This window comes from Erythrobacter aureus (assembly GCF_003355455.1).
In the GTDB taxonomy this organism is placed as follows: Bacteria; Pseudomonadota; Alphaproteobacteria; order Sphingomonadales; family Sphingomonadaceae; genus Qipengyuania; species Qipengyuania aurea.
In genome coordinates, this window is sequence record NZ_CP031357.1 from 1,070,682 (window position 1) to 1,091,515 (window position 20,834).

A 20,834-nucleotide genomic window follows, 5' to 3' on the forward strand; every position below is an offset into this window, starting at 1 on the left:
ATCGTGTCATTGCTCCTCGTGAGTTCGGGTATCAGTGCGAGAGCGAGCACACCAGTCGGCTGCATTCCTATTCTTGCGAAACCGAAACCGAACTCGTGCGGAAGTCGCTTGGCCCGAAGCTTGTGAGAAAGCTCACATCCGCGGCATCGCGTCCGACGCCGATCTTCACGGTCTGGGAAGGGTCGGCCATCCCGGTCGGATCGACCAATTGCCATGTCCCCCCGGCGGGTGTCGCCGGGTCGGCAAGGAAGACTTCGGCAACCGCGTGAAAGTCGGGCGGATCAACCCCGGGGGCGTAACAGGCGACGTAGCGTGCGGGAATTGCACTGGCGCGCGCGAGGGCAATCAGGACATGGGCATAATCGCGGCAGATACCCTGCCGCGCAATGAAGCTCTGGGCGGCGCCGGTCCCGGAATCCGATACGCCGGGAACATAGGTGAAATTCTCGCCGATCCAGTCCCTCATCCGAGCGATGCGCGCGCCGCCCGCGGTATCGCCGAACTGTGCATCGACGAAAGACTGGAAGTCGTCCGCCGGGCAGTACCGACTGTCGAAGAGATATTCGACCGCTTCGCCTGGCAGTTGGTGGGCGGGCAGGGCAGACAGCTCTTCCAGATTGGAAACCTGTCGTTCGATATCGACACGTGCGCGATAGGCGACGGTGCACTCGCCTTGCGCCCTGATCCAGATCCGTTCGCCGATGTCGTGCTGCGCCGAAACACGCGCGCACCGCTCGTCCGGGTCCAGATCGGTATCGCTCGAAAGGATAGTCTGCTCGGGGATCGCAGCAGCTTCGAACTGCAACAGGATATCCGTCGGTGCAGCGAGGTGGAAGGCGAAGCGGGTTTCGATGGAGATCGGCATATGGCCGGTCAACGAGGGAGAGGCGGGGAGGTTTCGTCCTTATGCCGTGAGCGGCGCCCGGGAACCCCCGCGAAAACGAAAAAGGGCCCCGAAACGGGGCCCTTCGAATTCTATGTGGCGGTAACGCTCAGTCTTCGCTGAACAGCCACTTCCAGATGCTCCACATGGTCGTACCTCCTGTTACTTCAGGAGTTATATGCCATTAACCATAAGCGTTTGTAAAGTTTAAACCATGTTTGCGGCTGGCCTGTTTAGAGTAAAGTCTTGATATTCCAGAAGATCAGATAGAGATAAGGGGCGCGAAAATGCAAAGCCCTGGACCTGCTGGCAGCCCGCTTCCTCAAAAAGAACGATGTCTTGCGGGTTTTCCAGACCCTCCGCCACCACGGTGATTCGCGCCTCGCGGCCCATTGCGGCTATGCTCGATACGATGGCCCTTGCCTTGGGGTCCTTCGCCATATTGGCAACGAAGAGCCTGTCGATTTTCAGCTCGTCGAAGGGCAGTTCGTAGAAGGCTTCGAAGCTGGCGGCGCCGACGCCGAAATCATCCATCGAAATCTTGACGCCGAGGGATCTGAGTTCCTCGAGAATACTCGCCGCGACGGTATGGTCGGAAATGCGTGCTGTTTCGGTGATTTCCAGGGTCAGATACGAGGGATCGAAACGCGTTGCCTGCAGAACGTTGCGGACGATACCGGCGATCCGCATATCGCCGAGAAGGGTGGCCGAGATATTGACTGCCATGGAGATTACGCGCCCGCGAAAATGGAGCAATTGTCCGGCCGAACAGGCGCTTTGCAGAACATAGCGGGTCAAATGCTCCATCCGTCCCGCTTTTTCGCACTGCTGGATGAAGTGCTGGGGCGAAATGAAGCCACGTGCGGGATCGTGCCATCTGACGAGCGCCTCCACACCGGCAATCGACTTGGATGCGAGGTCGATCTTGGGTTGATAGACGCAATAGATCTCGCCCGCCTCCATCGCCTCGTCGATGCGTGCCCGCAGGGAGATGTCCCACAACAAGTCGCTTTGCGACCCTGTTTCGGCAACTGCGATAGGATTGTGGGCTTCCGAGGTCTCTTCGGCGGCGGCGATGGCGGCCGCTAACCGAACGGTCGGATCATCATCGATCGCCGCAACGCCGAACGTGATTCCCACATCCACCGAGAACCCGCCTACCTGAACGGGTGCGGCGAAAATGGCGCGCAACCCCTCGAGGTGATCGGTTACCGCATTGGTGTCGTCGCTTGCTACATGCCAGCCCAGATGGTGCCCATCGCTATAGATGGCCAGATTGGGATCGGCTGCGCGCAATCGGTCGACAAGTTTGAGGACATAGCTCCCCTTATCGTCCGAGCGTAAGGTCTTGAGAACACGTTCGTAGTTCTGGATTTTGGCTATGACGACATGGCCGCTTCCGGTTTTGTCACGTATGAGTCGGCTTTCGAGAGCGCGAAGTTTTGGCAGGCCGGTTTCGCTGTTCACCATCTCTACACGGCGCTTCCACCGTGCGCGCCAGCGGAAAGCCGCATAAAACCCAAGAAAACCCAGGGCGTAGGATAGATCAAGCCGGGTTCCGAGTTTGGATGAGGCAACGAAGAGGGCCGGGATCGTGAGAAAAATGGCCGCATATGCCACCCATCTACGCTTGCGTGTTCGACAAGCAAGAAGTGCTGCGATTAAGAGTAAGGCGAATATTGACAGTATCGTAGTGGCCCGAAGGTACCGCGTGTTGCCTGCCTTAAGTGTTTCGCCAGCATAAATATCAATAACGCTCGCTGGCGCATTCACGCGGCCCGGAATTGGTTGCTGTGTCCCTGGAACAATGTTTGTATGACCAAAAACTACTGTCTTGCCGGTAATATCGACCGGTGGCCGTGTTGCTCTTGGGTTGCCACTGTTTAGATCAGTTAACGGAAGAAAAGGGATTTCTTGACTGGCAAAGCCATAGTCTACGGAGAATTTCTTTCTGCTGGGCTCGCTAACTCCGCCAATTGCTGCGCCAAGCGACCGGACTAAAGAGCCATTTACTTCGTACCCATAGTGGATCTCCCATGCGAAACCGAAGAAGTTCCGATCAGTCTGATCCGATACGACACGCCCGGCCGGACTTGCGATATCGGGTGACGTTTTTCGGAGTATTCTCTCGCTCCCTGTCCCAGCAACAATTTGATCGACCAATGTGATGCGGGGACCGAGATCGGCAATTGCGCGGGCAAGCCGCGCGTCGGCAGCCGGATTGTCGGACGTTTCGAACGTGACATCGAGGAAGACCTTGCCGACGCCGAGCCGATCGAGCTCGTCGAGCGCTGCGGCCACTTTATATCGCCGCTCCGGCGCGGTGGGATCGTTGAGCGCTTCGTCGGAGCCGACAAACACGACGTCACCGGATGGATGCCGGTCGGCGATACGCGATTGGATCAGCCAGAGGAACTGATCGACCGGTTCGAACAGAAGAACGGCGTATGTGGCAAGCGTAATCAACCCCGCCCAAAACAGGTGTCGTAGGCGTTCGAACAGGCGCCTGCTGAGCAGCGCGCGTCCGCCACCGACGATTGCCTCTGCCGCCTTCAAGATGCGTGTTTCACCCATCGAACGCCCTTATGGCGCTCTTAAGTTTAAGAAAGGCTTGATGGTCCTCTCGCTGCAACCCCTTGCCCCAAGAGTACCGGGGGTTGCGAAGGTTAATGCGGATTTAGGAACTTGCCTGAACGAAATTCGAACCGCAGCTGGATTTGCGGATCATCCGGGGACGATTTCCCGTTCCGATTGAATTGGATAAGCGCACGGGGGAAAGGTAACCCGGCGGGGTTAACAGGCCGGATGTGGCCGTATCAGTGTACCGCTCCATACAAGTCGTGCGCGTCACTGTCCTCTATTGAGACAGTTACGATATCGCCCGCCGCGAGGGAGCTCGGCACGTTGCGCAGGTAAACCGCCCCGTCGATCTCCGGCGCGTCTGCCTGGCTGCGCCCGGTTGCGCCGATGTCGCCATCTTCATCCGGTTCGCCGACTTCGTCGATGATGACCGGAATTGTGGCCCCCACCTTGGCCGCGAGCTTCGCCGCGCTGATCCGTTCGGTGACTTCCATGATCCGGGCGTAGCGGTCTTCCTTGATGTCTTCCGGCACAGGGTCGGGGAGGCTGTTGGCCCGTGCGCCTTCGACGGGCTCGAAGCGGAAGGCACCGACACGGTCGAGCTGGGCTTCCTCGAGCCAATCGAGCAGGTACTGGAAATCCCCTTCGGTTTCGCCGGGGAAGCCGACCACGAAGCTCGAACGGATGGCGATTTCGGGACAGGTCTCGCGCCACGACTTGAGGCGTTCGAGAACCCTGGCCTCGTTTGCCGGACGTTTCATCGCGCGCAGCACCTTGGGGCTCGCATGCTGAAACGGGATATCGAGATAGGGCGTAAGCAGCCCCTCCGCCATCAACGGAATTACCGCGTCGACATGGGGATAGGGGTAGACATAATGCAGCCTAACCCATGGCGGCGTGCCCCCACCGATGTCGAGCTGGCCCAGCTCGCGCGCGAGATCGGTCATATGCGCGCGCACTTCGCGGCCTTTCCACATACGGCTCTCGTGCCGCGTATCGACGCCATAGGCACTGGTGTCCTGGCTGATGACCAGCAGTTCCTTGGTGCCCGCAGCGACCAGCTTTTCCGCTTCGCGCAGAACAGCATCGATCCGGCGGCTGGCGAGCTTCCCACGCAGGTCCGGGATGATGCAGAAGGCGCAGGAATGATTGCAGCCTTCGGAGATCTTCAGATAGCTGTAGTGGCGGGGCGTCAGTTTGACATCGGGCTGGGGGATCAGGTCGATGAACGGGCCTTGGGTCGGCGGCGCGTATTCGTGCACGGCCTCGACCACCTGTTCGTATTGATGCGCCCCGGTGACCGCGAGCACCTGTGGATGCGCCGCGCGAATGGCGTCGGCTTCCTCGCCCATGCAGCCGGTCACGATGACGCGGCCATTCTCGGCAATCGCCTCGCCAATGGCCTGCAGGCTTTCTTCCTTGGCGGAATCGAGAAAGCCGCAGGTATTCACCAGCACCACGTCGGCACCGGCATAATCCGGGCTCATCGCATAGCCGTCGGCGCGTAGGCGGGTGAGGATGCGCTCGGAATCGACCAGCGCCTTGGGACAGCCGAGGGAAACCATACCGACCTTCTTCTGGTCGGGGATCGGGGTAGTGGTCGTGCTCATGATTGCGCGCGCCTCTACACCCGTGGGCGGCTTTGCGCTAGCTTAGAGCGCATCGGGTGTTCGAGGGAGACGGAGAAATGGGTGAGATCAACTGGTTGCCTGTGCTGCTTGGCGCGCTGGCATTCTTTCTGGTGGGGGCCATCTGGTACGGAGTGCTGTTCAGCAAGGCGTGGCAAAAGGCGGCGGGCATTAGCGACGAGCAGCTTCAGGGCGGAAATATGGCGCTGATCTTCGGCCTGACATTCCTTGCAGAAGTCGTGATTGCGATGACGTTGTGGCATCTGATCGTCCGTACTGGCGCCAGCGACCGGGCGGTGATGATGATGGCAATCGGATTTGGCGCCACGATCATGACCCCGGCCATCGGGATCAACTACCTCTACCTACGAAAGACGCTGGCCCATTTCCTTATCGATGCCGGTCACTTCATCGTGGGTATGGCGGCGATGGGCGGTGTCTTCCTTTATTTCCGCTAATCCTCAAGCCTCCTTTTGCGGTCCTCGCGAGCGTGCCCGTCGCCCTTGGTCTCACCATTGGTGGTGGGCACGATTTCGACCACCACGTCGCCTGGCTGCAAGCGCTGGCATTCGTCTTCCCAGAAACCGAGCGCTCTGCCGTCGCGATAGACCCGCAAGCCCCGGCCCCCGGTTCGCAGCTCGCCGATAGCGCTGCCACATTCTTCCTCGGTGATCTCACGCTCGACCAGTTGGACTCGGCCGGTGACACTGGCGAGGTCTGCGAGATATTCGGCGATATGTTCCCCTTTGGCGCTGCCGGCGAGCAGCAGGCCGGTAAAGCGCACGGGATTGATGACATTGTCGGCGCCCGCCTGGCGCGCGAGCGATTCGTTGTCATCGGCGCGCACGACGGCACTGATCGGAACATTGGGGGCGAGCGCGCGCACAGTCAGCGTTATCAGTATCGTGGTATCGTCGCGTCCGGCCGATACGAGGACGTTCTGAGCCTCGGCAATCCGCACTGCCTTGAGCGTCTGGTCGCGCGTGGCATCGGCGGCCATGACATTGCAGCCCAGCGCTTCGGCTTCTGAGAGCCTGTCTTCGCTGGGATCGATTACGACGATACAGGATGGGTCCGTGCCGCGCTCGATCAGTTCGCTGACCGCTTCGGAGCCGGATATGCCATAGCCAAGCACGACGATGTGATCGGAGAGCTGTTCCTGGATGCGGGCCATGCGCCATTTCTCCCAGCTGCGCTTGATGATGAAATTATACGCCGTGCCGACGAAGATGAAGAAGACGGCAAAGCGGATCGGAGTCACAATGACCGCTTCGACGAGTCGCGCACGGTCCGAAATCGGGGCGATATCGCCAAAGCCTGTGGTAGTAATCGATATCATCGTGAAATAGATGACGTCGAGGAAGCTGACCTCGCCGTCGAGATTGTCGACCAATCCTTCGCGGTCCCACCAGTGGACCATGATGACGATGAAAATCAGGAACAGCGCCAGACCGAGCCGGATACCGAGATCGCCCCAGACCGGGAGCTTGACCGCGCGCCTGAGCGGCTGGAACCGCGGCCCGCGATAGCTGCGGGGCGGATTGGTAGGGGCGATCCTGTCGACCTGCTTGTCGCTGCTCATCGCGAGCCTTGGTGCGCGCGGAAGCACGCAGGGTCAATAGGATAGCGCGGGATCACCCTTCGAAGCGCTCGGCCAGCGCGCCGAGCGAAGAGTGGTGGGTGAGGTCGAGTTGAAGCGGGGTCACCGAAATATACCCCTCGTCGATTGCTTCGAGATCGGTGCCATGGTCGAGCGTGTGCTCGATCGCTTCGAGGCCGAACCAGTAATACTGGAATCCGCGTGGATCGCGGCCTTCGACTACCGTCCCGCGCGAGTAATCGTGAAAGCCCTGGCGCACCGCGCGGATGCCTTTCACTTCGGACGGAGGCACAGGCGGAAAGTTCACATTGACCAGCGTGCGCTTGGGTAGCGGCGTGTCGAGCAGCGGCGCCAGCACTTTCGCGCCCCATTCCGTCGCCGGGCCGAAGGGGCCGTTTTCGCCCATGCCCTCTTTCGAATAGACCTGACTCAGCGCGATCGAGCGCACCCCGGCCAGCGCACCTTCGATGGCCGCCGAAACGGTGCCCGAATAGGTGATGTCGTCGGCCAGGTTCGCTCCGCGATTGACGCCCGACAGGATGACATCGGGCTGTGCCTCGATCACCTTGCGCAGTCCCATGGTGACCGCATCGGTTGGCGTTCCGGTGACCGAGAACCGGCGCTCGCCATGCTTGCGTAGCCGCACCGGGCGGGTGAGGGTGAGCGCATGGCCCATGCCCGATTGTTCCTCGTCGGGCGCGCAGATCCAGATGTCGTCCGAAAACTGGCGCGCAATCGCTTCGAGCACTTCGAGGCCCGGTGCGTGGATGCCATCGTCATTGGTGAGCAGGATACGCATCAGGATATCGGCTCCAGTCTGGTTACGCCGCCCATATAGGGCGCAAGGCATTGCGGCACGGTGACGCTGCCATCGGCCTGCTGGTAGTTTTCCATCACCGCGACCAGCGTGCGGCCGACGGCGAGGCCCGAACCATTGAGGGTATGGACGAAGGCGGTCTTCTTCTCGCCTTCGGGGCGATAGCGCGCATTCATGCGGCGGGCCTGGAAATCGCCCGTGTTCGAACAGGACGAAATCTCGCGCCAGGCACCCTGACCGGGCAGCCACACTTCGAGATCGTAGGTCTTGCGTGCGCCGAAGCCCATATCGCCGGTGCACAGCAGCATGCGGCGATAGGGCAGGTTCAGCGCTTCGAGCACGCCTTCCGCGCATTTGGTCATGCGCTCGTGTTCCGCCTCGCTGTCTTCGGGGCGACAGACGCTGACCAGTTCGACCTTTTCGAACTGGTGCTGGCGGATGAACCCTCGCGTATCGCGGCCAGCGGAGCCGGCTTCGGAACGGAAGCACAGCGTATGCGCGGTCATGCGGATCGGCTCGGCCAGATCGGGCAGGATGTCGCCCGCGACCGAATAGGTGAGGGGGACTTCCGAGGTGGGCACGAGCCAAAGACGCTCTGGCAGATCGACATTGTTGTCGTATGCGGACATCGCGGCACGCAAAGTATCGCGAATAGAAGCGCCTGCCGGAAGAACTCGGCTAAGCTCGTCCTGCATCTTTTCATTCAGGCTTTTGAACGTCGAGAACGAGTCTTCTGGGAATTTCGGCAGCTTGTCGGTGCCGTACATCGCATCGTCGCCCACCAGCACGGGCGGGTTGCATTCGGTATAGCCGTTCTCGCGCGTTTGCTTGTCGAGCATGAACTGCGCGAGCGCGCGATGGAGGCGGGCGATGTCGCCGCGCAGGAAGGTAAAGCGCGCGCCCGACAGCTTGGTGCCGGTTTCGAAATCCATGCCGAGCGCGGGGCCGATGTCGGCGTGTTCCTTGGGCTCGAAATCGAACTCGCGCTTCGTGCCCCACTGGTGCTGCTCGACATTGTCGGTCTCGTCCACCCCTTGCGGCACGTCGTCTGCGGGCAGGTTGGGCAGGGTGGCGAGCAGATCGTGCAGCTCGGTTCCCGCAGCGCGCTCGGCCTCTTCCCATTCGGGCATGTTTGCCTTGATCTCGGCCACTTCGGCCTTCAGCGCTTCGGCCTTGTCCTTATCGCCCTGGCCCATTGCCTGGCCGATTGCCTTGGAGGCCTCGTTGCGGCGACTCTGCGCCTGCTGGACCCGGGTTGCCGCCTCGCGCTTCTTGGCGTCGAGCGCGACGATGCGGTCGGCCACCGGCTCCGCCCCGCGGCGGGCGAGGGCGGCATCGAAGTCGGACGGGTTGGCTCGAATAAAGGCGATATCGTGCATGGCCGGGCCTATGCCTTTTCGTATTGGCCTTGGCCAGACACTTCGCGGCCCCGCCCTTGTCCTTTCCGGGGCACGGTTCTAGTCCCCACTCGTTCAGGGGCAATTCCAAGAGCTTGAAAAGGCCATCCAGCTTGAACGACCAGCCGATCCAGCCACCGCGCCGAACCCGCTTCATCGATATCGCGGATGGCGTGATCCGGGGTGGGCGCAGGCTGGGGGTGATCGATCCGGCGCGGCTCGACAGGAACTTCTTGCTGGAACAAGCGGTTGACGCGACCGGCCTCGACGATTTCGGTGATCGGTGGTTCGAACGCCCGTTCGACGTGCTGCTCGATAGTGTTCGGCACGAGGCACAGCTCAATGCGGCGGGCGATTTCTCCGCCATGAAGATGTTCCATCATGTGCTGCGCGACCGGCTCTACACCCAGATGTGGTTTGCCCGGCATCCCGAAATCCTCGCCCGGCCGCTGAAGAACCCCGTGGTGATCGTCGGTCCGATGCGGTCGGGAACGACCCGGCTGCACCGGCTGCTGGCGAGCGATAAACGCTTTGCCCATTTGCGCAGCTTCGAGACGATCAGCCCCGTGCCGCGCCCCGAATTCGAGGCAGTGCTGGCGGGCGAGGCGGAAGATTTCCGGCCCAAGCTTGCGAGCCGCATCCTCAAGGTGGCGCGGCTGGCCAATCCGCGCACGCTGTCGATCCACCCGACCGGGCCGTTCGAGCCCGAGGAGGAGCTCGGCCTGGTTGCCGCCTCGATGTACGGGATGAAATGGGAAGCGCAGTGGCATGTGCCGGGATATTCCGAGTGGTGTGCGAGCGAATCCGCCGTGCCTGCCTATCGCCACATGGCCAATCTGCTGCGGCTGATCGGCTGGTCGCAGCAGGAAAGCTCTTTGCGGCCTTGGATCCTCAAGACCCCGCAACACATGCTCGATCTGCCCGCGCTACTCGAAGTGTTTCCCGATGCGCGGCTGATTTTTACCCACCGCGATCCACGGCAGGTCGTCGGCAGCGCCGCCTCGCTCGCGTGGAACCAGACGACGATCTACACCGATCGCGTATCGCCTGAGGAAACCGGGCGGCAGTGGCTCGACAAGACCGAGCAGATGATCGCGAAGATGCGATCGGCGCGCGATGCCATCCCGCGCGACCGCATGATCGATGTGCAATATGAGGATATGGAGCGGGACTGGCGCGAAACGATGGAGCGGGTCTATCGCTTCCTCGGCCTCGACATGGAACCGGCGGTGCCGGCAATGCAGCGCTATCTCGACCGTTCGGCCAATCTGAAGCGCAACCCGCACCGCTACAGCCTGGAAGAATTCGGCCTCAGCGAAGGCGAGGTGAACGAACGCTTCGCCGACTATACCGAGATATACGGCATCCCGGTGGAAGGACGGGCGGCGCCCATGTCGAGGCGGGTCGCCAAATAGGTAGGAAAAAGGGGCCGGAAGCCAGGCGTCCGACCCCTCTTGCGATCCGGATGGATCAGTAGGTGAAGGTTACCGAAGCGAAGACCTGCCTCGGGTTGCCGTAGAAGGCCGTCAACGTGCCTTCGGGGCCGAGGGTCGGAATGGGGTATCCGTTCGCACCATTCTGGATCGCGCCCGTCCTTGGATCGGTCCTCACAAAGGTATAGCCGCTGGTCTTGTACTCCTTGTCGAGCAGGTTCTTGCCGTAGAGCCCCACGCTCCAGCGATTGCCGGGGGCCGTATAGACCACGCTCGCATCGAGCAGCGCAAAGCCGTCCTGGTCGAGGAAGGGGTTCGGAATCTCGAACTGGCTCGTCTTGCTGCGGTAGGACAGCGTCGTTGCGAGATAGAGATCGCCTGCGCCCACCGGCGTATCATAGCTGGCGGTGATGCTGCCGGTTAGCTCGGGCGTGTTCTGAACCACGCGGGATTCCGCCACATCGGTCGGCGTATTGCCGATATTGGTGATGTATTCGTCATATTGCGCGTCGATATAGCCGAGCGATCCGGCAAGGCCGAACCCGCCGGGGAAGCGCGCATTGGCCTCTAGTTCGAGGCCCTTGAAGGTGGCCTTGCCCGCATTGGAGACGACGCCGCAGAAGGTCGTCACGCCCCCGACCTGACACGCGACCGAGCCCGGAATCTGAACGTCGGTGTAGTCGGCATAGAAGGCCGCTGCGGCGATGTTCAGGATACCGATATTGCCCTTGTAACCGATCTCGTAGCTGTCGACTTCCTCGGGCGCGAAACTCAGGAAGTCGGCGACCTCTTGGTCGGTCGGGCCTCCCTGCGTCGTGGTGGGCGCATTGAGGCCGACCCCGCGTGGATCGAAACCGCCGCCCTTGAAGCCTTTTGAATAGCTTGCATAAATATTGTGATCGGGCGTGGGCTTGAAGCTTATCGAGGCCCGGGGCGTGAATTTCTTGAACTCGCGGCTACCTTCGAAGTCGGTGCTCGGCCCGCCGAAAGGAACGCCGGCACCGCCGAAGACCGGTGAACCGCCGCCCAGATAGTTCTGGCGGAGGATTTCGGCGCTGCGTTCATCCCAGGTGTAGCGCCCGCCGACCGACAGGCTGAATTGCTCGTTCAGATCGTAGGTGAAATCGCCGAAGATGGCATAGGTTTCGGTATCCACATTGGCCTGGGTGAAGGCGGTAAACCCTGCGAAGGTGGTGAAAAGGCGCACGTCGAACAGCGTGTCGGCCTTGGCGTCGAGATAATAGAAGCCGAGCAACCCGCTGAACGGCCCGCCATCGTCCCAGACGAGCTGGAATTCCTGGCTGAGCTGCTCGTTGAAATAGGCGCCGGGCACATCGAGGTCGACCGCCGGAAGCGCGTCGAAATCGATCGGGGTGAAGCTGTCGTCCTTCCTCCATGCCGAGATCGAACGGAAGGTCAGCGCATTGCTCAGTTCGACCTCCGCATGCAGCGACAGGCCGTAGGATTCGACTTCCTGTTCCGGATCGTTGAGCGCGCCGCGCGTGTCGAAGACATTGTCGAGAACTGGCGCACCCGAAACGAGCCCCGGGATCAGCCGGTGGCCGCCGCGCGGATTGCTCTTGTCTTTGGTGTAATCGCCCTGCACGCGGATAAAGACCGGCTCGCCATAGCCGCCAAGCTCGAGGCTCGCGCGGCCGGCCCAGATATCCTTGTTGTAGTTTTCAAGGCCGGTGGTGAGATTGTCGCCGAAACCGCCGCGCGAAAGCCGCGCGATCGACCCGCCGATACGGGCCAAGTCGCCAAGCGGGGTCGAGGCGGTGATGACGCCTTCCGCCTGATCGTAAGTGCCATAGGTCGCGCGCACTTTCAACGCGGTGTCCTGCGGCAGGCGCCGGGTGACATATTTGACCGCGCCGCCGATCGTATTGCGGCCGTAGAGCGTACCCTGCGGGCCGCGCAGCACCTCGATCCGCTCGACATCGTAGATGTCGAGCACCGCCGCCTGCGGGCGGTTGAGATAGACATCGTCGAGATAGATGCCGACGCCCTGCTCGAAGCCGGAAACCGGGTCCTGCTGGCCGATCCCGCGGATGAAGGCGGACAGGGTGGAATTGGTCGCGCGACTGGCCTCGAGCGTGACATTGGGCACGGTCTGCCCGACATCGGTAATGTCGAGAGCACCCCGCTGCGAAAGCTGCTCGCCGCTGATGGCACTCACGGCCACGGGCACGTCCAGCAGTCTCTCTTCGCGGCGTCGGGCGGTGACGATGATGACATCTTCGTCGGCGGCAGGGGCAGCTTCCGAGATCGCGTCTTCAGCCGATTGCGCCTGCACGGGCGCGGCAATGAGTGCTGTCGTGGCTGCGCTGCAGAGCAGGCTTGCGGCTAGAATTCTGGTCGAACGCATTTCGGATTCTCCCTCCCGATCTTTATCTCTTGCTGGTAGCGATACTGAAACCTGAACCAACTTTCAAGTTTGTTCTTGCGCGAGGGTGGCGTTTGATAGGTAGGGGCATTCGGGTTGGGGATCGGCGCATGACAATGGCGGGCGAATTGAACGACAAGACGCCGCGCACCGAGCGCGGGCGGCGGACCTTGCGCAAGCTACTGGATGCAGCGGCAACCGAGTTTGCCGAGCGGGGTTTTCACGAGGCGTCTATCAGCGGCATCACGCGTAGCGCCGGTGTCGCGCTGGGCACGTTCTATACCTATTTCGACAGCAAGGATGCGATCTTTCGCGCTCTCGTCTCCGATATGAGCGCCGGTGTCGGCAAGGCGGCGCGCGAAGCGCTCGATCCGTCGATGGGCGCGCTGGAAGTGGAACGTGTCGCCCTGCGCGCATTCCTCGAATTCGCTTCCGAGCATAAGGAGATATACCGGATCATCGACGAGGCGGAGTTCGTCGATCCAGAAAGCTATCGCGCGCATTACGAAACCATCGGCGCGCGGATCGAAGAGCGCTTGAAAAAAGGCGCGGAGAGCGAGGAATTCCTACCGGGTCTCGGCACTCCCGAAGCCTGGGCACTGATGGGAATGAACGTCTTTCTCGGTCTGCGCTATGTGATCTGGGCGCGCGAAGGCGATCCCGATTTCCAGGAAATCGCGCGCCGGGCCAATGCCATGCTAGCCAACGGGATTGGCGGATCGGCCGAGTGATCGCGGAACCGCGTGCTCACGCTACCGTTGGTCTTGTGAAGGAGCATCGACATGATAGGCAAGGTCATCGGAGCATTCGTGGGCGATCGGATCGCCAGGCAGACAAGTGGCATCGGAGGCGCGAGCGGAGCCGCCTTGGGCGTCGTCGCAACTACCGTTCTGCGGCGCATGAGCCTTCCCGCTATGATCGCTCTCGGTGTGGGCGGCTATGTCGCGAAAACGGTGCTCGACAAGAGACAGCAGGAAAAGAACCGTTCATCCGGCGAGCCAACATCTCGCGCGGAAAATGGCAACGGCAGGGCTCGGGCCGCCTGACGACCAAACTCAACCGCCAGTACAATCCCAGGGGCCGCATCCAAGGGCGGCCCTTTTGGTTTACACATGGCGCGCATTTGCATCTTTCGGCAGGCTTTCTATGGTCGTGCCTAACGACCTTTCCCAGAAACATCAGAAACTTCAAACATCAGAAACTTCGCGCCTCTCCAAGGGCGTCAGGGCAGGAGACAGCATGACCGGAGAGACCGATACCACAATCGAGCCTCCATTGGTCGACCTGCCCATCAAGACAGCATCACGTGGATTTTACGACGGTTTCAGTCGCGAAGTGACGATTCCATCGAAGGTGATTGTGTCGCTGCTCATCATGTGGGCGATTTTCTTCCCGGTCAGCGCGAGCGAGACCCTGACCGCCGCCAATTCCACCATCATTTCCTCGTTTTCGTGGTGGTACGTTTATCTGGTCGCTTTCCTAATGTTCGCCTGCCTCACCCTGGCGATCATCCCGCAATCGGGCGAGTTGCGGATCGGCAATCCCGGAGAGAAGCCCGAGTTCGGCCGGTTTTCCTGGTTCGCCATGCTGTTCGGCGCAGGCATCGGTATCGGGATGTTGACCTATTCGACCGGCGAGCCACTGGCGCATTTCTCGAACAATCCCGAAATCATTCGCGGTGCGATCGAAGCGCGGTCGGTCGAAGCCGTGCGACCGGCCTATATCTACACGTTCCTGCACTGGGGCTTCGCTGCCTGGGGGACATATGCGCTGGTAGGGCTGGCGATTGGGTATGTGGCGTACCGGCGCGATTTGCCGCTTACCATCCGTTCGGCGCTTGCACCGCTGTTCGGGCTGCACCTTTCGGGGCGGTGGGGCCATCTGGTCGATATCGTGGCGGTCGTGGCGACGATCCTCGGGGTCGCGGTGACCATGGGCCTTGGCGTCGAACAATTCATCGCGGGCCTCGCCCGGCTGGGTCTGGGAGACTGGCTGCTCGATCGTGACGGGTCCTCCTCGGCAATGGCTGTGATCCTGGCTCTTGTCGTCCTTGTCGGCGCCTCCACGCTGAGTGCGCTTTCCGGCGTCGGCCGCGGGATCAAATGGTTGTCCAATCTCAATATGGCCCTGTCTTTCGCACTTCTCGCCCTGTTCATGATTGTCGGGTCCGGTCTGTTCGGCCTGCGTCTTTTGGGCACGGGTCTATGGGATTATCTGCGCACGCTGATCCCGAATTCGCTTACTCTGTTCGAAGGCGGAGGCGCGATGGGCGACGCGCTGGTGCAATGGCAACTCGACTGGTCCGTGTTCTATTGGGCATGGTGGATCGCCTTTGCGCCTTTCGTGGGCATGTTCATCGCCCGGATTTCGCGCGGACGAACGATCCGCGAATATGTCCTGGGCGTGATTCTCGTGCCCTCGCTCATGTGTTTTGTGTGGATGACGATCGTCGGCGGCACAGCCATCGATCTCGAACTGAGCGGAACTGCCCAGGGCGCGATCGTCGACACCGGCATTTCCGACCAGCTTTATGCCACGCTGGCCGTTCTGCTCGATCCGGCGGTCGCCACGCTGGTCTCGGGCCTCGTTGTCGTCCTGCTGATGACCTATCTGATCACATCGACGGACAGCGCGATCCTGATTGTCAACACCATCAACGGTGCCGGAGACAGCGAAGGCGAACAGCGTTACCATATTTTCTTCTGGGGCGCGGCACTGGCATTCGTCGTCGGGAGCATGCTGATTCTCGGCGGGATCGATGCAATCCGGATCACCATGATTATCGGAGCCCTGCCGTTCAGCTTCGTAGTCGCCATAATGGCGGTTTCGATCCTCAAGGCGGTCGTCTTCGATCTGAGGCGCAAACGGCACGGCGTACCCACTACTGCCCAGGGATGTGCCGATCTGATGGCTGGAAAGTAACGCCTTTCGTGCTTGCCATCGCGCAGTGACTTTTGCCTTCGCTTCTGCGCCTGTGCATTCGGGAGTGCGGTTCAGCCTTCCTTGGCACTCTTGTAGGCCTGGATTATCTGATGTTCGGCGTGGAGTTTGCCTGCCAGGGTGTGGCTGGCCGCCACTTTGAGCGTTCTTCGCGCGACATCGGAAACGGACCGCGGTGCCGCGGCGACCCTTGTGGCGACCTGGCAGGCTCTCTCCGGCAGCGCCCGATCGTCGACGATCTCGTTGACCAGACCAATCCTCAATGCAGTCGGCGCGTCGATCTTCTCGCCGGTGAGCATTGCTTGACTGGCCCATCGCGTGCCCACCGCCTCGCTCAGCAGGCTCGCCAGCCCGGTCCCTGAAAAGGCCCCGAGCATGGCGTGCGTATCCGCAAAGACCGCGCTTTCGCCAGCAAGGATGAAATCGCAGCGTAGCGCCAGTTCCAGGCCGCCGGTGATGGCCGGGCCATTCACGGCCGCGATGACAGGTTTGCCAGCCTCGCTTACCGCGCAAATGGAATCGGCGATGTGCGCTCTCGACCGGCTCGGATCGCTGAATTCCTTCAGATCGAGCCCTGCGCAAAAGGAGCTGCCCGATCCGGTGAGAACACAGGCTCGCCAGTGTGAATCGGCGCGAAGTTCGGCGAGTGCTTCGAGAAGGTTCTCGGCGAGGGGCGAGTTAAGCGCGTTGCGGGCGTCTGGCCGGTTGAGGGTGAGTAGCATCACCCCGTCGGCGGGTTCGGATTTCAGCAGGGGGGCGGGCAGGGCGCTTCTCCTCGATCGGCATCGACATGCATCACAATGCAATCAGAGCTTTTCGGTGAGCTCTGGCACGATTTTGAAGAGGTCTCCGACGAGGCCGATATCGGCGACCTGGAAGATGGGGGCGTCTTCGTCCTTGTTGATGGCGATGATGGTCTTGGAATCCTTCATGCCCGCAAGGTGCTGGATCGCGCCCGAGATGCCGATGGCGATATAGACTTCCGGGGCCACGATCTTGCCGGTCTGGCCGACCTGGTAATCGTTGGGGACATAGCCCGCATCGACCGCCGCGCGGCTCGCGCCGATCCCGGCGCCGAGCTTGTCGGCGAGCGGGGTGATGACCTGCTCGAAGGTTTCCGCATCCTTCAGCGCGCGGCCGCCCGAGACGATCACCTTGGCGCTGGTCAGTTCGGGGCGATCGCTCTCGGCGATCTCTTCGCTGACGAAGGCCGAGATCCCGGCATCGGTCGGACCGGATACCTCTTCGATCTCCGCTGAGCCGCCGGTCGCTTCGGCCTTGTCGAAGGCCGTGCCGCGCACGGTGACGACCAGCTTTTCGTCCGAGCTTTCGACCGTCGCGATGGCGTTGCCGGCATAGATCGGCCGGGTGAAGCTCTTCTCGCCCTCGACCGAGAGAATGTCCGAGATCTGCATCACGTCGAGCAGCGCGGCAACGCGCGGCGCGATGTTTTTGCCGGTGGTGGTCGCAGGCGCGACGAAAGCATCGTGATGGCCCATCAGATCGGCCACCAGCGGCGCGACGTTCTCGGCCAGCGCATGCTCATAGGCCGCATCGTCGGCAAGGTGGACCTTGCCCACGCCCGCGATTGCCGCGGCCTGTTCGGCCACCGCGCGGCAGCCCGATCCGGCAACCAGCAGATGGACTTCGCCGAGCTTCGCAGCAGCGGTCACCGCAGCCAGCGTGGCATCGGCGAGGCTCTTATTGTCGTGTTCGACCCAAACGAGGGTTTTCATATCTGTCTTCCTTCTCGTCTCTGGGGTTCAGGCGATGCCCAGCGCTTTGATCTTGGCGACCAGCGCATCGACATCCTCGACCTTCTCGCCCGCCTGGCGAACCGGGGGCTCGGAGACAGTGGTGGTCTTCAGCCGCGGCGCGGTGTCGACGCCGTAATCGCCCGGGGTCTTGGTATCGAGCGGCTTCTTCTTCGCCTTCATGATGTTGGGCAGCGAGGCATAGCGCGGCTCGTTCAAACGCAAATCGGTGGTGACGATGGCGGGCAGCGTCAGCTTGACCGTCTGCAGGCCGCCATCGACCTCGCGCTTCACGGTGACGTGATCGCCCTCGACCTCGACCGTGTTGGCGAAAGTGCCCTGCGGGCGGCCCATCAGCGCCGCCAGCATCTGGCCGGTCTGGTTCGAATCGTCGTCGATCGCCTGCTTGCCCAGCATCACGATGCCGGGCTGCTCCTCATCGGCGATCGCCTTCAATATCTTGGCCACCGCCAGCGGCTCGACCTCGTCCTCGGTCTCGATCAGGATCGCCCGGTCGGCGCCCATCGCCAGCGCGGTGCGCAGCGTCTCCTGCGCCTTGGCCGGGCCGACCGACACGGCGACGACCTCTTCCGCCTTGCCCGCTTCCTTGATGCGGATCGCTTCCTCCACCGCAATCTCGTCGAACGGGTTCATGCTCATCTTGACGTTGGCAAGATCAACGCCAGACCCATCCGCCTTCACGCGCGGCTTGACGTTGTAATCGATCACCCGCTTCACGGGGACGAGGATTTTCATGCAATACCTTCCGTTAAAAAAGGGAGCCGCCAGGTCAGAAACGAATTTCCGTCCTGGCGGCAGGAGAGAGGGTGGAATGACAGGGGGAGGGCAGGACGTACCCGCGAACGGTCCCTGTCAGTATCGATAGCCCAGAGTGACCCCGTAAGTGGCGGGTATGCCAGCGATGCGCGAGACATAGTCCGTCAGATGGGTCACATTGTTATAGTAGAACGCATTGGTGACATTACGGCCCCAGATCTGGGCCGACCAACCGGCGTCCTCGTCCTCGATACCGAGCCGCAGGTCGAGCAGCGCCACCGAAGGCAGTTCGAAGATGGGGTTCTCACCGAACGCGGCCGGGCTCGAATCGCGAACCGTCAGGCTTGCGCCGAGGACCGCACCCAGGCCGCCATCACCGAGCGAGAAGCGATATTCCGCATCGGCATTGACTTGCCAGGGGGGCGTGTTGGGGAAGCTTTCACCCACGTAACTGGTCAAGGCGCCGAACGGATCGCGAGGTTCGGCCGGAGCCTGCGGATCCTGCTGCACCTTGGTTTTTACATGAGTGATGCTGAGGCTGAAGCGCAATCCGCGGATCGGCCGAAGGACACCCGTGGCCTCGAACCCGTACACTTCCGATTCCGGAATGTTCACGAGTTGGGGTAGCGGGCCGAACACGGGCGTCAGGACAATTCCCTGCAACTGCTTGTCGCGATAGTCATTGTAGAACGCGGCGAATTCGAAGCTGAAGGTTTCGTCCAGCGTGCTGAAACGCGATCCGACCTCGTATGCCAGGACCGATTCCTGGGTGACCGGCGTGAACTGGCTGGACAGGATCGCGGGCACCAGGCCGTAACTCCCCGCCTTGTAGCCGCGCGTGACATTGGCATAGATCAGCGCATCGGGCGAAAGCTTGTAGTCGATCCCCACCCGCCAGGAGATATTGTCCTCGTCGAGGCTCGATGTCGCCAGACCGGGCGCGAAAGTCGCCGCGTCGAGCGTTACGCAGCCGCCTGGCGGGATCGTGGTCGGGGTGCCCGACAGGATCGTGGCCAGGAAGGAAAAGGCATCGCCGGCGCTTACACCGACCACGCCCGCTCCGGCGTCGCTGATACAGCCGGCGAAGTCCCGTTTCTGCGACGCGTAGCGGATCGACCCCTGCAGGGTCAGATCCTCGGTCAGATGGAAATCGAGACTGCCGAAGACCGATGCGGTTTCGACATTCTGCACGGCAAGCTGGCCTAGCGGAGAGAAGATGAACGGGCCGATGGTCCCATTGGTGCCCTGGGCGATCGTATAGGTCGATTCGCGCAGATCCTCGTCCTGGTAGTTGCCGCCAATCATCCAGTCGACATTGCCCACCGATCCCGAAAGGCGCAGTTCCTGAGAGAAGGTTTCGATACGCGTCGGGTGTTCGGCGACGAGGAAATTGTTGAACGCCGTACCGTCGATATCGATCGGCTGATTGCCATCGAATTCCGACCAGGCTGTGATCGATGTCAGCAAGATATCGTCCGACAGGTCAAGATCGGCGCGCAGCGACAATTGATAGAATTCATCGTCCCGGCGCAGATCGGCTCCGGCGTCCCAATCGGCTTCGCGCGGATTGTCCCCGGCGGGTGGAGAGGCCTGCATCGCATCCGCAATGTACTGTGTCAGCGGAGTGACGGGCACGGCCGGGGTGAACTGGATGAACTGCGCCGCCTGGCTTTCCGAACGATCCCGCCATGCGGATGCGCCGAACTGGAGGCTGAGCGTATCGGTCGGTTCCCAGTCGACGAGCAAGCGACCGTTGAGGAAATCCTTCTTGCCGAGCCGGTCATCGGGCCGGGTCGTGCTGTATTGCCAGCCGTCGCGCGTTTCGTATTGCACGGCAACACGGGCAGCCAGAGTGTCGCCCAGCGGACCGCTGACAAAACCTTCGAGATTGAATTCGTTGAAGCGGCCATAGGTCGCCGTCCCGCCGAATTCGAGCTGATCGGTGGGGCGCGCGGCGATGAAATTGATGGCGCCGCCAGTGGAGTTCATGCCGAACAGCGTGCCCTGCGGTCCCTTGAGGACTTCGACTCGCTCGAGATCGAGCACTGCTCCCCGGGTCATCGAAGAATAGGGTAGTGCGACCTGGTCGACATAAGCTGTAACGGCCGGTCCCGCGGAGGCCGAATTGTCGGCATAGCCGATGCCGCGGATCGACAGGATCGGTGTGCCGAACGCGCCCTGCTGATAGTTGAACCCGGGTACGACCTTGACCAGATCCGCCGCTTCGGAAACGCCTGCCGTCACCAGCGCCTCGCCGGTGATGGCGGTGATGGACATGGGAACTTCGGCGAGGTTTTCCGCGCGCTTCTGCGCTGTCACGATAATGACGGTGCCGCCGTTCTCGTCCGCGCCGTTTTCGTCGTCCGTCTCCTGTGCCAGTGCCGAAACCGGCACGAGCGCTGCACACATAGCAGCAGAAGACAGCAACAGGGTTTTGCCACCTAGCATTCGATATTCCTCCCCATAAAGAGTCTGGCTGTACCCGGTTTCCCGATCCAGCGGTCGCTTCACTGTCGACTTGAAGGGGCAAATCGCGGAAAATAAATCCCACGAAAGTCTCCGGATAACCGAAGACTTCCCCGATCGACGCGGACCGGCCGGCGAAGACCGAAACCGTAATCGCCAAACCTGTGAACCCC

The 20,834-nt window shown here is 61.5% G+C and carries 16 protein-coding genes; 5 read left to right on the plus strand and 11 right to left on the minus strand.

Annotation, left to right across the window (positions count from 1 at the left end; translation table 11 throughout):
• Positions 1 to 67: 67 nt before the first annotated feature.
• The 3 genes from DVR09_RS05270 to rimO form a co-directional block, all read right to left on the minus strand.
• Positions 68 to 865: a transglutaminase-like domain-containing protein gene (locus tag DVR09_RS05270; protein WP_115416013.1), complete on the minus strand. Its 798-nt coding sequence runs from the start codon at positions 863 to 865 to the stop codon at positions 68 to 70.
• A gap of 225 nt (positions 866 to 1,090) precedes the next feature.
• Entirely contained in the window at positions 1,091 to 3,457 is a 2,367-nt protein-coding gene (locus tag DVR09_RS05275) for an EAL domain-containing protein (RefSeq protein WP_115416014.1), read from the minus strand.
• A gap of 242 nt (positions 3,458 to 3,699) precedes the next feature.
• Positions 3,700 to 5,073 carry a 30S ribosomal protein S12 methylthiotransferase RimO gene (gene rimO / locus DVR09_RS05280; RefSeq protein WP_115416015.1) on the minus strand — a complete coding sequence of 458 codons (1,374 nt, stop codon included), beginning with the start codon at positions 5,071 to 5,073 and terminating at the stop codon, positions 3,700 to 3,702.
• A 77-nt stretch (positions 5,074 to 5,150) separates the two neighbouring features.
• Between rimO and DVR09_RS05285 the strand changes: the two genes are divergently transcribed.
• Positions 5,151 to 5,549, plus strand: coding sequence for a DUF1761 domain-containing protein (locus DVR09_RS05285; protein WP_115416016.1), 399 nt, complete (start codon positions 5,151 to 5,153; stop codon positions 5,547 to 5,549).
• Here DVR09_RS05285 and DVR09_RS05290 read toward each other — a convergent pair.
• The 3 genes from DVR09_RS05290 to serS are packed head-to-tail and all read right to left on the minus strand — an operon-like array spanning position 5,546 to position 8,887.
• Positions 5,546 to 6,673, minus strand: a complete 1,128-nt coding sequence (locus tag DVR09_RS05290; RefSeq protein ID WP_115416017.1) for a potassium channel family protein — start codon at positions 6,671 to 6,673, stop codon at positions 5,546 to 5,548. The two genes, DVR09_RS05285 and DVR09_RS05290, sit on opposite strands and share 4 nt — an antisense overlap.
• Positions 6,674 to 6,725: 52 nt before the next feature.
• Complete coding sequence (gene surE / locus DVR09_RS05295) at positions 6,726 to 7,490, minus strand: 5'/3'-nucleotidase SurE (protein ID WP_115416018.1); 765 nt, start codon at positions 7,488 to 7,490, stop codon at positions 6,726 to 6,728.
• Complete coding sequence (serS, locus tag DVR09_RS05300; RefSeq protein ID WP_115416019.1) at positions 7,490 to 8,887, minus strand: serine--tRNA ligase; 1,398 nt, start codon at positions 8,885 to 8,887, stop codon at positions 7,490 to 7,492. The genes surE and serS overlap by 1 nt, the downstream gene beginning before the upstream one ends.
• A gap of 131 nt (positions 8,888 to 9,018) precedes the next feature.
• On the opposite strand from serS, the gene DVR09_RS05305 reads away from it, so the two are divergent.
• On the plus strand, positions 9,019 to 10,320 hold the full coding sequence (locus DVR09_RS05305; protein WP_234041564.1) for a sulfotransferase family protein: 1,302 nt from the start codon (positions 9,019 to 9,021) through the stop codon (positions 10,318 to 10,320).
• Between the two features lie 55 nt (positions 10,321 to 10,375).
• Here the strand turns inward: DVR09_RS05305 and DVR09_RS05310 are convergent, their stop codons facing one another.
• Positions 10,376 to 12,706 (minus strand): TonB-dependent receptor, encoded by a 2,331-nt coding sequence (locus DVR09_RS05310; protein ID WP_115416020.1) that lies wholly within the window; start codon positions 12,704 to 12,706, stop codon positions 10,376 to 10,378.
• A gap of 128 nt (positions 12,707 to 12,834) precedes the next feature.
• On the opposite strand from DVR09_RS05310, the gene DVR09_RS05315 reads away from it, so the two are divergent.
• The 3 genes from DVR09_RS05315 to DVR09_RS05325 all read left to right on the plus strand — a co-directional run bounded on the left by DVR09_RS05315 (position 12,835) and on the right by DVR09_RS05325 (position 15,646).
• Entirely contained in the window at positions 12,835 to 13,455 is a 621-nt protein-coding gene (locus DVR09_RS05315) for a TetR/AcrR family transcriptional regulator (protein WP_370459229.1), read from the plus strand.
• A 51-nt stretch (positions 13,456 to 13,506) separates the two neighbouring features.
• A complete protein-coding gene (locus DVR09_RS05320) occupies positions 13,507 to 13,770 on the plus strand; it encodes a hypothetical protein (RefSeq protein WP_115416021.1) in 264 nt (87 codons plus the stop codon).
• Positions 13,771 to 13,963: 193 nt separating this feature from the next.
• Positions 13,964 to 15,646, plus strand: a complete 1,683-nt coding sequence (locus DVR09_RS05325) for a BCCT family transporter (protein WP_115416022.1) — start codon at positions 13,964 to 13,966, stop codon at positions 15,644 to 15,646.
• Between the two features lie 71 nt (positions 15,647 to 15,717).
• Here the strand turns inward: DVR09_RS05325 and DVR09_RS05330 are convergent, their stop codons facing one another.
• The 4 genes from DVR09_RS05330 to DVR09_RS05345 form a co-directional block, all read right to left on the minus strand.
• The gene (locus DVR09_RS05330; protein WP_115416023.1) at positions 15,718 to 16,386 is read right to left on the minus strand and encodes an enoyl-CoA hydratase/isomerase family protein; all 669 of its coding nucleotides are present in this window, start codon (positions 16,384 to 16,386) and stop codon (positions 15,718 to 15,720) included.
• Between the two features lie 84 nt (positions 16,387 to 16,470).
• Positions 16,471 to 17,400: an electron transfer flavoprotein subunit alpha/FixB family protein gene (locus tag DVR09_RS05335; RefSeq protein ID WP_115416024.1), complete on the minus strand. Its 930-nt coding sequence runs from the start codon at positions 17,398 to 17,400 to the stop codon at positions 16,471 to 16,473.
• Between the two features lie 27 nt (positions 17,401 to 17,427).
• Complete coding sequence (locus tag DVR09_RS05340; protein WP_115416025.1) at positions 17,428 to 18,174, minus strand: electron transfer flavoprotein subunit beta/FixA family protein; 747 nt, start codon at positions 18,172 to 18,174, stop codon at positions 17,428 to 17,430.
• 117 nt (positions 18,175 to 18,291) lie between these two features.
• Entirely contained in the window at positions 18,292 to 20,643 is a 2,352-nt protein-coding gene (locus tag DVR09_RS05345) for a TonB-dependent receptor (RefSeq protein ID WP_162814851.1), read from the minus strand.
• Positions 20,644 to 20,834 lie beyond the last annotated feature (191 nt).